Consider the following 15,083-nt stretch of genomic DNA (forward strand, 5'->3'; position numbering starts at 1 on the left):
TGAACGATATGGAATATTACATATGACGGCAATCCGGTGCGCCAATGCAGGTCAGGTATGGGCAGACCCGCTATGGGAGTTTGGCGCAACTTCCAGCATCCGCTGAAGCGGCAGGCGTCCGGCAACCCACCAGCAGACAGATGCCAGGAGAACCGCGACCAGACCATCCAGTGCATAGTGCCAGCCGAGGATGACAGACGAGCAAAAGATCAGACTGAAAAAGCCTGCCGTCAGCGCTCGCATGATCCGACCCTCACCAAACATCAGGAAAAAGAGAAAGGCGGTTGCACAATGCATACTCGGCATAGCCGAGATCCCACCCACCGCAGGATCTCCCGATTGATAGCTTACAAGTAGCATCTCTTGAGCGTCCAGCGTCCGCAGAGGTGCAGCCGAATGCAGGTGTGCCATAAGCTCCGAATAGTAGTCGGGAACCGTGCCAACGACATCAAAATAGCAGGGCCCGGCTGAAGACAGGACGATTGCCAACAGGTTCCCACCGATGGACCAGGTCATAATCAGGGCGAGGCAATAGCGCAAGCGCCGTGCAAGCGGCAAAGCGCTGTGTATGAAGCACCAGGTCCAGCTGCCGGTCAGCAGGACGGCCCAGAAATCATAGATGACATCAACGGCTCGCAATAGGGGGCGAGCCTCGTGGACCCATTCAAACAGACGCCATGGATCTGTCCCGAGGAAGAGCGCGGCATCCCAGGCGGCAAGTCTGTCATCCCATGAGAAGGGTGCGATTGACGGAATCCGAACCTTGATCGAGGTGTATGCCGTCATGAAAATGGCGAACGTGGCCACCCCCAAGAGGCCCATCAGCGGCAAGGTAATGAATTGGTGTCGTTGGGTCGACCAGATGGATTGAACATAAGCCTGTATGCCTGTGCCTCGGCTCCGGATGATCAAAAGCAGGGCTGCTACGGTAACCAGAAAATGGACAAGCATAGTCGTGATCCGAAACGTGAACTTCACGTAGGTGCCGCTGTGCGCACCTGTGCCTGGGATCCACGCCATCAGGATAATCGACAGTGAGAGCCAGACCGTTGTGGCGAGCGCCACAATCAGGGCGAATTTGGAATCCGGCCGCCGCAGCGGCCAGCGTAAAGCGAAGGTGAGTTTTCGGATATTTTCGGTGAATATCATGCGCGTCTCCATTCGCGCATGAACATAGATTCGTATACTTAAGGTAGCGTTTGTGTTCTATCATATGGCGTATTCGCGAGTAAGCCGATCTCATTAAGACAGAGACCGATGGCGCTCACAGGAAATTGACTCCGGCTTCGGAACATAATAAGAACTTTTGCTGGGCGTAACAGGTTGTGGAAATCCCGGCGCGCGCAGAAGACTCGTATGCGCCAGCGCCTTACAAGGACAATAATAGTCGAATCGAATACGAAACGGATCAGATCGGAGCGGAGTTTCAACCATGGCAGGATCAGTGAACAAAGTAATCCTCGTAGGAAATGTTGGCCAGGATCCTGAGGTTCGCCAGTTCCAGAACGGTGGACAGGTGGCCAGCTTCACGCTCGCGACGTCTGAAACCTGGAAAGACAAGAACACCGGTGAGCGCCGCGAAAAGACTGAATGGCACCGTATCGCCGTGTTCAGCGAAGGCCTTGTCCGCGTGGTTCAGAACTACGTGAAGAAAGGCTCGAAGCTGTACATCGAAGGCCAGCTCGAAACCCGCAAGTGGCAGGACAAGGATGGGCAGGACCGCTACACGACAGAGGTTGTGCTGCGCGGCTTCAATTCCACGCTGACCATGCTCGACAGCCGCGGCGAAGGCGGCGGCCGGTCTGCAGGCGGTGACTTCGGCGGCTACTCGCAAGGTGGCGGCGGTGCCCGACAGATGAGCGGCCCGCAGGAAAGCTTTGCCAGCCACGATCTCGACGACGAGATCCCGTTCTAGGCCAGTCCGTGATGGTCAGGGCGATGCTCCGGCCTTTGCTGGCAATATCTGCCTTTCTGCTGGCGGCATGCGTGCTGCCAGCGTTTGGCATTGCGCCGCAGAGCATTGAATCATCAGTCAAAAATGTTGGCATAGATCCATCCCGATCTGCCCTTTTGATCGTCCGCCTTGAGGATGGCGCGGAATGGTCCAGCGGCGGGGCGCGGGTGGACCAGCGCTTCGTCGCCGCATCCACATCGAAGATCCCGCACACGTTGATCGCCATTGAAACTGGCGCGGTCTCCGGCCCGGAAGAGTGGTTCGAATGGGACGGGCAGACGCGGTTCCTGCCGGCATGGAACAAAAGCCAGACCCTGGCCGACGCTTTCCGGCACTCGACGGTCTGGATCTATCAGACGATCACGCCGCGCATCGGCAGCGAAGCCCTGCATGGCTGGCTGGCCACTTTCGGTTACGGAAACGCCGATACAGGCGCGTCAGAGGACATCACGACCTATTGGCTGCGCGGCCCGCTCCGCATCTCTGCGCGCGAGCAGGTGACCTTCCTGACGCGTCTCGTGCGGCATGAATTGCCCCTTTCGGCGCGGACTTATGAGCTCGCTGTGCCGGTCATGCTGGCTGAGGAGGGCGAGAATTGGCGTATTCACGCCAAGACCGGCTGGTACAGCAGCGATGAAGACCAGGATATCGGCTGGTATGTGGGCTGGCTGGAGCAGGCGGGCGGTCCGGCGCCGGGCAGCTATGTGTTCGCCTTCAACCTGGACGTCATGGCACCGGAAACCGACATTCCGAAGCGTCTGGCGGCCGTCCGTCAGGCACTCGCGGACATTGGTGCACTGCCTGCGCCCTGAGCCTTGTAGTAAAAACGTTTTTTTACCCCGGAATCGCTGCAATTTTCGGGGCTTTGCGGTTTGTTTTGGCGCCCCGAAATGCTAGACAAATAACAGTATTCTGATGCGCGATTCCCGCGCGCCCTCTGCAGCAGACACGAGTTTCTCATGAGCGACGAGACGACCCCTCCGGAAGACCCGGAAACCCCTGAGAACGGCGGTGGTGGCGGTGGCGTCCTGCCGGACGGGATTGAGCCCGTTTCCATCGAATCCGAGCTGAGAAGCTCTTATCTCGACTACGCGATGAGCGTGATCGTCAGCCGGGCGCTGCCGGATGTGCGCGACGGCCTCAAGCCGGTGCACCGGCGGATCCTGTATGCGATGCAGGTCAACGGCAATACGCCGGACAAACCCTACAAGAAATCGGCCAACATCGTCGGCGCCGTGATGGGTAATTACCACCCGCACGGCGACAGCGCGATTTACGACGCGCTCGTGCGGATGGCCCAGCCGTTCTCCATGGGGCTGCCCCTGGTCGACGGGCAGGGCAATTTCGGCTCGATCGATAACGATCCGCCAGCCGCCATGCGTTACACCGAATCCCGCATGATGAAGGCGGCGACACACCTGCTCGCCGATATCGACAAGGATACGGTCGACTTCCAGGACACCTATGACGGTTCCCAGCAGGAGCCGATGGTCCTGCCGGCGCAGTTCCCGAACCTGCTTGTGAATGGCGGCGGCGGCATCGCGGTCGGCATGGCGACGAACATTCCGCCGCACAATCTGGGTGAAATCGTCGATGCCACGATTGAGGTGATCGACAATCCCGAAGTGGACGATGACGCGCTCTGTGAAATCGTTCCCGGGCCGGATTTCCCGACCGGCGGCCTGATCATGGGCATGTCCGGTTCCCGCAAGGCGCTTTTGACTGGGCGCGGCAGTGTGATCGTCCGGGCCAAGACGGATATCGAAGAAGCCCGCAATGGTCGCCAGGCCATTATTGTCACCGAGATTCCCTATCAGGTGAACAAGGCCGCGATGATCACCAAGATTGCCGAACTTGTGCGCGAGAAGCGTGTCGAGGGCATTGCAGACCTGCGGGACGAATCCGATCGGCACGGCATCCGTGTCGTGATCGAAGTGAAGAAGGATGCCAGTGCTGATGTCGTGCTGAACCAGCTTTACCGGTTCAGCCAGATGCAGAACTCGTTCCCGGTAAACATGCTGGCGCTGAACGGTGGCCGGCCGGAACTGATGAACCTGCGCAAGGTGCTCGACTGCTTCATTGCCTTCCGTCAGGAAGTCGTCGTCCGCCGCACCAAGCATGACCTGAACAAGGCACGCGACCGGGCCCACGTCCTCGTCGGGCTTGCCATGGCTGTGGCCAATATCGATGAAGTCATCCGCATCATCCGTCATTCGCCAGATCCGAATACGGCCCGCGAACAGCTGCTCGCCAAGGCCTGGCCGATCATGGATATGGGGCCGCTGCTGGACCTCATCGCCGACCGGCGCACGCGCAAGGGCGACGGCGATACGATCTATCTGTCGGACGAGCAGGCCCGTGCAATTCTCGCGCTGCAACTGTCGCGCCTCACTGGCCTTGGCCGGGACGAAATCGGCAATGAAGCCAAGGGCTTGTCGGAGAAAATTGCCGACTATCTCGACATTCTCCGTTCCCGCCCGCGCATCCGCGAGATCATCAAGGCGGAACTTGCGGAAGTAAAAGAAAAGTTCGCTGTGCCACGCCGCTCCGAATTCACGGCCGGCGGCATCGACATGGAAGACGAGGACCTTATCGAGGTCGAGGATATGGTCGTCACCGTCACTCATGGCGGTTACGTCAAGCGGACCCCGCTCTCGACCTACCGGACCCAGCATCGCGGCGGCAAGGGCCGATCCGGCGTATCGATGAAGGAAGACGATTTCGTCGTCCAGCTCTTCTCGGCCACAACGCATACGGAAATGTTGTTCTTCTCGTCGGCCGGCATGGTCTACAAGGAGAAGGTGTGGCGTCTGCCCGTTGGCGGGCCGACCTCGCGCGGCAAGGCGCTGGTCAACATCTTCCCGCTGGCCGCCGATGAACGTATCGAAAGCGTCATGCCGCTGCCGGACGACGAAGAGTCCCGCAACGAACTTGACGTCATGTTCGCCACAAAGACGGGCAATGTCCGCCGCAACAAGCTGTCAGACTTCATTCGCGTGAACCGCAACGGAAAGATCGCCATGAAGCTGGAAGAAGATGCCGATGACGGTATCGTCAGTGTGAAGATCTGTTCCGAGAAGGACGATATTCTGCTGACCACGGCCCTTGGCCAGTGTATCCGCTTCCAGGTCACCGATGTGCGTGTGTTTGCCGGCCGGAACTCGACGGGCGTACGCGGCATCCGGTTGGCTGATGGGGATGAGGTCATCTCCATGGGCATTCTGCGCCATGTCGATGTCACGTCCGAGGAGGCGCGCGCCTATCTCAAACATGCCTCGGCCATGCGCCGGGCGGCGACAGGCGAGGAAGAGGAGGTCTCCGACGATGATGAAGAGTCCGTCGAAGAAGCCTCGCTCTCGACAGAGCGTCTCGCAGAACTCGGCGCCGCAGAGGAGTTCGTCCTGACCATTGCCGACGACGGCATGGGCAAGCGGTCTTCGGCTTACGACTACCGGGTCACCGGCCGGGGCGGCAAAGGCCTTGTGGCCCAGAACATCTGGGGCCGGGACAAGAAAAAGGGCCCGGTCAAGAAAGTTGCCCAGTCCTTCCCGGTCGATGATGGCGATCAGGTCATGCTCGTCACCGATGCAGGCCAGCTGATCCGCACCCCGGTTGAACAGATCCGGATTGCCGGCCGTTCGACGGGCGGGGTCTGGGTGCTTCGCACGGCGGAAGGTGAACGCGTTGTTTCCGTTGCTCGCCTTGTGGAAGACGCTGAAACCGGTATGGAAGAGGGCGGCGGCGCTGAATAAGCGCCGCTGTTTCACGTAGATTAGGGCCGGGGAGGGCCGCCATGCACCGCGTAGGACTGTATCCGGGAACTTTCGACCCCCCGACGATTGGCCATATCGACATCATTGGCCGGGCACGTAAGCTGGTCGACACGCTGATCATTGGTGTGGCCATCAATGAAGCCAAGAAGCCATTGTTTTCACTGCAAGAACGCGTCGATATGGTGCGGTCGGAATGTGAGAAACTGAACGGGCCAGGCCTGGCGGACATCAAGGTCATGCCCATGCACGGCCTGCTCATGAAATTCGCCGAAGCCTGCGGGGCGCAGATCATCGTGCGCGGTCTGCGGGCCGTTCAGGACTTCGAATACGAATTCCAGATGACGGCGATGAACGAGCAGCTCAATCCCGATATCGAAACGGTATTCCTGATGGCTGATGTGCGCCACCAGGCGGTTGCTTCGCGGCTGGTGAAGGAAATCGCCAGTTTGGGCGGCGACATCACGCCGTTCCTGACGCCGGACGTGAAGCGCGCCTTGATGGAAAAGTACGGGAAGTAATCCTGCAGGGCGGATCCACTGTCTCAGACCGTTGAATCCTGACGTGTGATGCCTGACATTGGGTAACACAAGGCGCCGTCGTGCGCTTGGATGGAGACGTTGCGTACCATGAAACTCGCCCCCAAAAATTTCGCCCCCAGGAAATTCGCCCCAATGGCTCTTGCGGCTTCCGCGCTCGCCTTGTCGTTCACGGCATTCGCGGAGGATACGGCTGAGTCGGTGGCGCCGGCCGAATTCACGGTGGCCGAAGCGAAGGCCGATCCGGCAAACTGGCGGCAGGTTGACCCGGAGAACCTCTTCATCTTCGAGACGACCAAGGGACGCGTCCTGATCGAAGCGTTCCCGGAGGTTGCCCCGAAACACTATAAGCAGTTTGCAACGATCATTCGCTCCGGCGATTTCGATGGCACCGCGTTTCACCGCGTTATCGACGACTTCATGGCGCAGGGCGGCGACATCTTCGCCCTGAAGGGTGAGGATTCCGGTCTGCCGAATCTCGAAGGCGAATTCACATTCCGCCGTGATCCCGTCTCGATGCCGCTTGAAGCAACCATCGGCCCGGAAGACACCGCAAAGTTCGGCTATATCAAAGGCTTTCCGATCGGCACACAGGCCAGCTTTTTCGCCGAAATGTCGGTCGATGGCATGGTTGAGAGCTACATCCCGCACTGCAAGGGCATGGTCTCCACCGCCCGGTCGGAAGATCCGAATTCAGCCAATGCCCAGTTCTTCCTCATGCGCGGGCAGGCGGAGCATCTTGACCGCAAATATACGGCCTGGGGCCGTGTGGTTGTCGGCGAAGATGTCGTGAAAGCTATCAAGCACGGCCCGGAATCCCGTGATGGACTGGTCGACAATCCGGACATCCTGAAATCCGCAAAGGTTGCTGCAGACCTGCCGGAAGCTGAGCGCCCTGAAGTCTGGGTCGAGCGCACCGATGGTCCTATCTTCCTGGCCGGGATTGCGGACAAGGACGACATCGATGTCTGCTCGCTACCTTCCGTCCCGGCGGTGGTGGACAAGTAAGGCCTGCGCCGGGCTTGTTGCGCGGCCCGCCTCTATCTGCGAGACGGGCGCCCCATGGATCTGACCCAATTTCAGTTTGACCTGCCTGAACGGCTGATTGCGCTTCGCCCGGCCGAACCGCAGGATTCCGCACGCCTTCTGGTCGTGCACGGCGACGGACGGCTGGAAGATGCCGGGGTGCGGGACCTGCCGCGCTACCTGAATGCAGGCGATGTGCTCGTCTTCAACGATACGCGTGTCTTGCCCGCCGCCCTGAAAGGCGTGCGCCCGGCGCGGGACGAGACGGGGCAGGACGTTGCCTGCGATGTGAACCTCACCGAGCGGATCGATGGATGCAACTGGCGCGCGCTGGCCCGGCCGGGTAGGCGGCTAAAGGATGGCGACACAATCGTCTTCGCCGAAGGCTTCACGGCAGAAATTACCGGTCATCATGAAGGCGGAGAGATCGGTCTTCGCTTTTCCCTCGAAGGCGATGCGCTGACGGCTGCGCTGGACCGGCACGGCGCCATGCCATTGCCGCCCTATATTGCGCGCCGCCGCCCGGCGGACGCGAAAGACCGGGAAACCTATCAGACGAAATTCGCTGGTGAGGATGCCGCCTCTGTCGCTGCGCCGACGGCGGGCCTCCACTTCACGCCGCGCCTCCTGTCAGAGTGCGATGCGGCCGGTCTTGTCCGTGAGACAGTGCGCCTGCATGTCGGCCTCGGCACGTTCAAGCCGCTTGAAGAGAAACAGCTGGAAGAGAACCGCCTGCACGAGGAATGGCGCCGCCTGACGCCGGAAACGGCCGCCCGCCTGAATGCGGCGCGCGCATCCGGCCACCGCGTTGTACCCGTCGGCACAACGGCCATGCGCACGCTGGAGAGCTGTGTGGATGCGGACGGCGTTTTACACCCGGCCACTGGACCAACGGACATCTTCCTGAAGCCAGGCGACGCCGTGCAGGGCACTGATGCGTTGGTGACCAACTTTCACCTACCGGGTTCCAGCCTGTTCATGCTGGTCTCGGCCCTGATGGGAACAGACGTGATGCGCGCGGCTTACGCTCACGCCATCGCGAACGAGTACAGATTCTACTCCTACGGCGACGCCTGCCTGTTACTTCCCTAGCTGCGAAGCCACATCGGGGCGGAGTTCCGTCATTTCACGGATGGCTTTGGCCGCCGTGATACGGGCGAGGTGGCGGCCCTTGTCGTCACGCCAGTCGGCTTCGACAAGGCCCGTGGTCCGCCCGCGGCTGACAAGGCGGCCTTCGATCGTGATCAGGCCATGCGGCACCGGACGCAAGATGCGCGTCTGCAGTTCCATCGTGGTGAACCACTCGCCATCTTCCAGTGCGCTCGCCATGGTCATGGACACGATATGGTCCGACAGACCTGCGACCCAGCCGCCGAAGACGCGGCCATCATTGATGTCGCGGTCGCCCTCGTTCGGCCACTCGTACAGTGTGCGGCCATAACTGACCTCTTTCAGCCAAAGGTCCGGCCGGATGCCCATGTTGCGGATGCCCGGTGGCAACTCCCATTTACCGCTTCTCAGGCGGTCGAAAAAGGCTTTCTGCTGTTCGGATAGTTCGGTCCGGCTCATGCGAGACGTGCTCCATTGGGGACGGGTTTGTCGGGTGAGAACATGACGATCGCGCCTTCATCATCGGCAAAGCCGAGCGTCAGCACCTCGGACATGAATTTGCCGATCTGGCGGGGCGGGAAATTGACAACGGCGGCCACCTGCTTGCCGACAAGGGGCTCGGGATCATAGTGCACGGTCACTTGCGCCGAGCTTTTCTTCACGCCGACGCCCGGACCGAAATCGATCACCATACGGATGGCCGGCTTGCGCGCGCCTTCAAGCGGCTCAGCCTCCAGTATGGTGCCGATGCGGATGTCCACCTTGCGGAAATCGTCGAAAGCGATCTCGTCCGCCGGTGCGTTCTCAGGTCTGTCGATCAGATGCATTTTGGTCTCAGCAGGTCGCCCCGCCATCGACCACCATCATCTGACCGGTCATGTAGGCGCCCGCCTTGGAGGCGAGATAAACGGCCGCGCCTGCAATCTCTTCCGGTTCGCCGATCCGCGCCATCGGTGTGCCGGCCAGCGAGCGCTTGAGATTGTCCGGGTTCTCCCACAGGGCGCGGGCGAAATCGGTACGGATCAGGCCCGGCGCGATACAGTTCACGCGGATATTGTCCTTGCCATATTCGGTGGCGAGGTTGCGGGCGAGCTGGAAATCCGCCGCTTTCGAGATGTTGTAGGCGCCAATGATAGGAGAGCCGCGCAGGCCGCCGATGGACGAAACGAGAATGATCGCACCGTCCTTGCGCTCGCGCATCTGCGGCACGCACATCTGGATCAGCCAGTGGTTCGAGATGATGTTGTTTTGCAGCACCTTTTCGAACTGCTCATCCGAAATGCCTTCCATTGGCCCGTAATACGGGTTGGCGGCAGCGTTGCAGCAGACAATGTCGATCTTGCCGAAGGCCTTGTTGGTGGCGTCCACCATGGCCTGCAGTTCTTCCTTGGAGGAGATGTTGGCTGGCACGGCGATAGCGGTGCCGTCGCCATGTTTTGCATTGATCTCATCGGCCACTTCCTGGCACGGGCCGGGCTTGCGCGACGAGATCGTCACTTTCGCGCCGGCATCGGCCATGGCTTCGGCGATGGCCTTGCCGATCCCGCGGGAGGATCCGGTGATGACGGCGACTTTGCCGGTAAGGTCGAACAGACTCATGGCGGGGCTCCCTGCATGTTTTGTATCGGCATGCAGGCTAAGCCCTCCGGCGGGCCGCCGCTAGGGGGTCCCTAGGGAAAGCACCCTGACGTGTGTGGTTCAGATGTCCCAGACCTGGCAGAGGATTTCGACCAGCATCTCGGTCCGCTTGCGCACCACGTCCGCCGTCCAGGCATCCTGCTCCTGAAGGTCGCGGGTGAGGGCGAAGTCCATGCCGCCGCCGCCATTGAAGTAGACTTCCTTCTTGGCGCGATAGTCCTGCCGATCGGCCTTCTGGTTCACCTTGTGGGTCAGCAGCACGAAATTGCCTAGCGTGTCGCATTGCTCGCGCCGCTTGGCAGGATCTGGCCAGACGGTCAGCCAGTGGCTGTCCTCATGGATGTTGCGCGGCAGCACGTGCTCCACGGTGGCGTCGGATTCTGGCGGGATGGTCACGCCATTCTCGAGCGCCGCGTTCAGCCGCAGCGCCATGGCGCGTCGTTGAGCGAATGTCGCAAACCGGCCCAGCATACGCTCACGGGCCTTTTTTGCGTCGGACCGGTCCACCGACAGGGGGCCATTCTTCGCGAACAGCACCCGGTCATTGGTGATGGCCTCCATCACCTTGTTGAAGCGCTTGTTCCTCTGATCCCGGTCGGTGACCACTAGCATGATCACAAAAGACAAGCGTTCCAGCCGGGTAAAGAAGTCCGGTGCCTGCGGGTCGTCGACCCCGCGTTCGACCAGGAATTTGAGGGCCGGCGCCCGCCAGCTGCTCTGGTCGAGGGCGCGCATCTGGTTCAGCTTGTCGCTGACGATCTTCGCGTTCGGCCCGTCTTGCACTTCGCCGGTCGTGATCAGCCGGTAGGCCTCGACATAGCGCGGCAGGACTTCTTCCAGGAAGGTGCGCGGATCGACCTTGGACAGGACCGCCTTCGGGAAGGCCGAGATCAGTTCCCCGCGGCCCGATCTGTCATAGATGGAGCGGATCTGCCGCAGCAGGTCGTCGAAGGCCGAACCACCAAGCGCGGCTTCATGTTCCGACCAGCGCTCCGCATAGGAGCTGGCTTCCTTGTCGGTGAAGCGGGCGCGCTGGAACAGTTCGGTCTTGATGATATCGTGCGCGTCCGGCTCCTTGCCGCGCGTGTTGAGCACGCGGAACACTTTGAAACCCTGTTCTTTCTCTCCCACGACAACCCTTACCAATGCACAGCGGTTCATCACGACATCGGCCAGGGCGCGCCGGTCTTCGTCGCTCATTGTGCTCAGGCGTTTCATGAATGCGGCAGCGTTGCGCACCATGCGCTGCTGGCTTTCGCTTTCGCCCGGTTCCTTGTCCAGATTCCGCGTCGCGCCCGGCGTCTGGATGGCATCGCGGAAAAATGGTCCATCCATATGGTTCAGCGTCAGCCGCCAGTTGGCGCCTTCGCCCAGCATCGGGCGTGCATCGTCGGCGATCAGCGCATGCAGCATCGCCGCGCGGGCCCTGTCCGGTTCCAGATCCCGCAGCACGGCGAGCAGGATGGTCAGCGTCGTCAGCCTCTGCTGGCCGTCGACAATTTCCAGCACGCCATTCTCGGCGCCATTGATCAGTACGATTGCGCCGACGAAGTGCGGCGTGCCAGTTTCCACCGAATCGATGAGGTCGCCAAGCAATTCGTTTGCCTCGCGCGCTTCCCAGGAATAGCTGCGCTGGTAAGGCGGCATCTGGAGCTGCTCACCCGGCGCGAAAATCGCTCTGACAGAGCTTTCCTGCGCCCGGACGCCGAGGTCGATATTCTGATCCATGCCGTTGTCCATTCTGGAGTCCCCGTGTCTGCCTTCTGACTAGCTCTTGCCAACCCACGCCACAACGCGAGATGAACCGCGTGAAGTGTGTTTCTGGCTGAAGTGTGACGAGAGGGTAACGATATGCATTTGATCAGGTTTCGCCATCAGAGTTCCATCAGATATGGAATACTTTCCGCCCAATCTGTAACCCCCATTCGGGGGACAGGACTGGCAGAAGCCGTCAAGGGTGAGGTGGATGGGGCGCCGGTTCCGCTTTCGGAGATCGAAATCCTGTCACCGGTCGCCCGGCCCGGAAAAATTCTTGGCATCGGCGTGAACTATGCGGCCCACGCCGCAGAGAGCGTCAGCTTCGTCGATACGAAAAAGCCGGAAATCCAGAAATGGTTCAACAAGCAGGCGACCGCGATCAATGATCCGTATGCAGATATACATTTGCCGAAAGTGTCGGAACAGCTTGATTATGAAGGCGAACTGGTCGTCGTTATCGGCAAGCAGGGGCGCCACGTGCCACGCGAGCGGGCCTTTGAAATCGTTGCGGGCGTGACCATCGGCTGCGACTATTCGGTCCGCGACTGGCAGCGCGCCAGCCAGACCATGATCATGGGCAAGGGGTTCGATACGCATGCCCCGGTCGGCCCGGCCATCGTCACACTGGATGAGATCGACGACCTCTCCGCATTGGAGGTGCGGACGTTCGTGAATGGCGAGCAGCGCCAGTCGGGTCATGTCCGCGACATGGTCCATGATATTCCCGCCCAGATTGCGCACCTGACGGCTGCTTTCACGCTGGAGCCCGGCGACCTGATCTTCACGGGCACGCCGGCCGGCGTTGGCGCGGGCTTCAATCCGCCCAAATGGCTGAAGGCCGGAGACCGGGTGCGGGTCGAGATCGATCAGCTGGGTTACATCGAGCAACAAATCGTGACAGAGCCCGGAACCACAGTGATCGGCTGATCCGGGAGGTTTTGCCGTGCCGCGCGCCAGCGTTCTCGTCATTCTTGTCTCTATGTTTCTGGCGGCGTGCAGCGGCGGGCAGGGCGCAGACATTGCGGTTTCACCCGATAATGTCCGGAGCGCCGACTTCGCCCTGCTGCCTTGCACGGTTTCTTCGGAAGACGCGCCCTGCCTGCTGGTTGTTGCCGGTGGCAAGCGGGTCCTGTTCGGCACGCCGTCCGGGCTTCGTAAAGCGATGGACGGGAAAACGCTGGCGAGCCTCGACGCCGTGCTTTTATTCTCGCTGCAGGCGGCGGACCTCGAAGGGCTGGACGAAGTGCGCAATGCGGGCTGGACCGCCGGACGGGAAACACCGCTCGCGGTTGGCGGCCCCTCCGGATTGCGAGATGTCGTGGCCGCCCTGAACAAGGCCTATGAATTGTCGGATGCCCAGATCTTTGTCGAAGCATCGCCAAAGGGTGGATTCGGTGCGGCCCTGCTGGGCGTGCTGCCCGGCGAAGGCGACGCGAAAACAGAAGTCTTCAATACCGGGGACCTGGTCGTCACCAAGCTGGAAGCCGCTGACGGGCGGGCCGGTTACTGGGTGGATTATGGCCGCCAGCGCGCCGTCCTGCAGCCTTGCAACATGGACCTCGCCACGAGATTCAATGAAATCGATGCCTTCACGCTGGCTTGCGGCGAGGAGGCTGCAAACACGTGGCCGCTTCAGAACGCCCAATATCTCGTTCAGGGCGCCAGCGCAGAGCCTTGACCGCAGCCTGAAGCAGCCATTCGCATTCAGAAACAGATTGTGTGCGGAAGCCGAATAAAGGACCGGGGCGCACATTTCTGCGCGCCCCGTGTCTCCCCCGAGACTGCCCCCGCTCCGGCCAATAAGATGGCCGCGGACCGGTGGTGCCGGGTCTCTGTATCCTCGCTATCGGTCAGGCCGGGTCCTGTCCAGTTACGGATTGTATCCGTTTATGACAGGGCCAGCGCATGTGACCTCTCCGCAACAATGTGAGGCGGGATTGCCGGACCACCCAAATTGCGCCACATCCAAGCAATTCGTTAACTTATGGACCATATCTGTTAAGATTGACGAATTGTTTCGGGTGCTGAGCTGATGACATTTTTCTTGTTCCTGCTGTACATCGCAGCCGGCGGCGCGGCTGGATACGCTAGCGCGACCATGCTTCAGCTGGGTCTGCCATTGTCGGTGGGTGCAGGCGTGCTGACGGCAGCAGTGCTCAGCCAGATTCATGTCCTTGTTTCCAATGGTAGTTCGAAGCGTGAAATCGATGCGCGCATGCAGGCCATCGAGAAAGAGAATCGCGATTCCGAACGCCGGATGGACGTCATCGAAGCGCGCACCGATGTGGTCGAGGAAACCGTCAAGCACGAGCTGACCGAACGGCGCGATGCGCTGGTTTCCGAGATGAAACAGCTGGAAAGCCTGATCGACCGCCTGTCGCACAGCTTCGAGAGCCGGCTCGCCGAAACATCGACCAACAAGATCGTCGCGCCGCAGGAAGATGCGATTCTTCGCGATGTGCGCGATGCGCTGAAGGATGGCCGTGTGGACCTGCACCTCCAGCCCATCGTTTCGCTGCCCCAGCGCCGGGTCTCGTTCTATGAAGGCTTCACCCGCCTGCGCCGTCCGGATGGCTCGCTGATCCTGCCAGCGGAATTCCTGGATGCCGGCCGCCGCGCCAACCTGATGGGGCAGATCGACAATTTCACTCTGTTCCGCTGCGTGCAGATCGTGCGCCGCCTGGCAGAACGTGACCGCCGCGTCGGCGTCTTCTGCAACATCGCGGCAAGCTCGCTCGAAGATTCGACCTTCTTCCCTATGTTCCTTGAATTCATGACGGAAAACCGGGATCTCTCCGGCGCGGTCATTTTCGAGATCCGGGCTGACCGGTTCGAGACCCGTTCGCGCACGATGCGGGACAATATGGACAAGCTGACCGAGCTTGGCTTCCGCTTCTCCATCGATCACGCGCCGGACCTCGGCCTCGACCTGCCGCGGCTCCAGTCAGCCGGTGTGCGTTTCGTGAAAATGAACGGCGCCGCCCTGATCGACCAGCTGCGCGATCCAGCAGGCCCGCGCCCGGTCTCCTCGATCAATCGCCGGGTTGATGGCGAGGAAGTCTCCGCCGTGTTCTCCCGCTATGGCATCACCATGGTGGCCGAGAAGATGGAAGACGAGGCGAGCGTCGTCGAAATCCTCGAATACGAGATCCCTTACGGTCAGGGCCATGTCTTCGGCGCGCCGCGCCCTATCAAGGCCTCGTTGATGGAAGAGACCGCCCCTCCGCGGGAAATGGTCCAGCGCCTCACCAATTTCGGCTGAGCCCCCTTTTTTCCGGAAGGCAGCTA

Annotated in this window: 14 protein-coding genes; 9 read left to right on the forward strand and 5 right to left on the reverse strand. The window is 60.7% G+C overall.

Annotated features, from left to right (window positions below; translation table 11 throughout):
- Nucleotides 1-51: 51 nt before the first annotated feature.
- A complete protein-coding gene (locus tag HY26_RS10400) occupies nucleotides 52-1,149 on the reverse strand; it encodes a phosphatase PAP2 family protein (protein ID WP_158531469.1) in 1,098 nt (365 codons plus the stop codon).
- A gap of 283 nt (nucleotides 1,150-1,432) precedes the next feature.
- Between HY26_RS10400 and ssb the strand changes: the two genes are divergently transcribed.
- The 6 genes from ssb (at nucleotide 1,433) to queA (ending at nucleotide 8,381) form a co-directional block, all read left to right on the forward strand.
- Nucleotides 1,433-1,915, forward strand: a complete 483-nt coding sequence (ssb, locus tag HY26_RS10405; RefSeq protein WP_034765930.1) for a single-stranded DNA-binding protein — start codon at nucleotides 1,433-1,435, stop codon at nucleotides 1,913-1,915.
- Between the two features lie 11 nt (nucleotides 1,916-1,926).
- On the forward strand, nucleotides 1,927-2,766 hold the full coding sequence (gene blaOXA / locus HY26_RS10410) for an OXA-1090 family carbapenem-hydrolyzing class D beta-lactamase (RefSeq protein ID WP_112073540.1): 840 nt from the start codon (nucleotides 1,927-1,929) through the stop codon (nucleotides 2,764-2,766).
- A gap of 147 nt (nucleotides 2,767-2,913) precedes the next feature.
- Nucleotides 2,914-5,706 (forward strand): DNA gyrase subunit A, encoded by a 2,793-nt coding sequence (gene gyrA, locus HY26_RS10415; RefSeq protein ID WP_112073541.1) that lies wholly within the window; start codon nucleotides 2,914-2,916, stop codon nucleotides 5,704-5,706.
- 41 nt (nucleotides 5,707-5,747) lie between these two features.
- Nucleotides 5,748-6,245, forward strand: coding sequence for a pantetheine-phosphate adenylyltransferase (gene coaD / locus HY26_RS10420; protein WP_034765932.1), 498 nt, complete (start codon nucleotides 5,748-5,750; stop codon nucleotides 6,243-6,245).
- A 153-nt stretch (nucleotides 6,246-6,398) separates the two neighbouring features.
- The gene (locus tag HY26_RS10425) at nucleotides 6,399-7,271 is read left to right on the forward strand and encodes a peptidylprolyl isomerase (RefSeq protein WP_034765934.1); all 873 of its coding nucleotides are present in this window, start codon (nucleotides 6,399-6,401) and stop codon (nucleotides 7,269-7,271) included.
- Between the two features lie 54 nt (nucleotides 7,272-7,325).
- Nucleotides 7,326-8,381 carry a tRNA preQ1(34) S-adenosylmethionine ribosyltransferase-isomerase QueA gene (queA, locus tag HY26_RS10430; RefSeq protein ID WP_034765942.1) on the forward strand — a complete coding sequence of 352 codons (1,056 nt, stop codon included), beginning with the start codon at nucleotides 7,326-7,328 and terminating at the stop codon, nucleotides 8,379-8,381.
- Here the strand turns inward: queA and HY26_RS10435 are convergent.
- The 4 genes from HY26_RS10435 to HY26_RS10450 form a co-directional block, all read right to left on the reverse strand.
- Nucleotides 8,370-8,858 (reverse strand): PaaI family thioesterase, encoded by a 489-nt coding sequence (locus tag HY26_RS10435; protein ID WP_034765944.1) that lies wholly within the window; start codon nucleotides 8,856-8,858, stop codon nucleotides 8,370-8,372. The genes queA and HY26_RS10435 overlap by 12 nt on opposite strands.
- Complete coding sequence (locus HY26_RS10440; protein WP_112073542.1) at nucleotides 8,855-9,226, reverse strand: tRNA-binding protein; 372 nt, start codon at nucleotides 9,224-9,226, stop codon at nucleotides 8,855-8,857. The genes HY26_RS10435 and HY26_RS10440 overlap by 4 nt, the downstream gene beginning before the upstream one ends.
- Nucleotides 9,227-9,233: 7 nt before the next feature.
- Nucleotides 9,234-9,998: an SDR family NAD(P)-dependent oxidoreductase gene (locus tag HY26_RS10445; protein ID WP_034765948.1), complete on the reverse strand. Its 765-nt coding sequence runs from the start codon at nucleotides 9,996-9,998 to the stop codon at nucleotides 9,234-9,236.
- Between the two features lie 99 nt (nucleotides 9,999-10,097).
- Nucleotides 10,098-11,777 (reverse strand): DUF262 domain-containing protein, encoded by a 1,680-nt coding sequence (locus tag HY26_RS10450; protein WP_112073543.1) that lies wholly within the window; start codon nucleotides 11,775-11,777, stop codon nucleotides 10,098-10,100.
- Between the two features lie 111 nt (nucleotides 11,778-11,888).
- On the opposite strand from HY26_RS10450, the gene HY26_RS10455 reads away from it, so the two are divergent.
- The 3 genes from HY26_RS10455 to HY26_RS10465 all read left to right on the forward strand — a co-directional run bounded on the left by HY26_RS10455 (nucleotide 11,889) and on the right by HY26_RS10465 (nucleotide 15,057).
- Entirely contained in the window at nucleotides 11,889-12,722 is an 834-nt protein-coding gene (locus tag HY26_RS10455) for a fumarylacetoacetate hydrolase family protein (RefSeq protein WP_112073544.1), read from the forward strand.
- 16 nt (nucleotides 12,723-12,738) lie between these two features.
- Nucleotides 12,739-13,473 carry a hypothetical protein gene (locus HY26_RS10460; RefSeq protein WP_112073545.1) on the forward strand — a complete coding sequence of 245 codons (735 nt, stop codon included), beginning with the start codon at nucleotides 12,739-12,741 and terminating at the stop codon, nucleotides 13,471-13,473.
- Between the two features lie 354 nt (nucleotides 13,474-13,827).
- The gene (locus HY26_RS10465; protein WP_112073546.1) at nucleotides 13,828-15,057 is read left to right on the forward strand and encodes an EAL domain-containing protein; all 1,230 of its coding nucleotides are present in this window, start codon (nucleotides 13,828-13,830) and stop codon (nucleotides 15,055-15,057) included.
- Nucleotides 15,058-15,083: the final 26 nt, after the last annotated feature.

The sequence above is a fragment of the Hyphomonas sp. GM-8P genome (assembly GCF_003263315.1).
GTDB lineage: Bacteria > Pseudomonadota > Alphaproteobacteria > Caulobacterales > Hyphomonadaceae > Hyphomonas.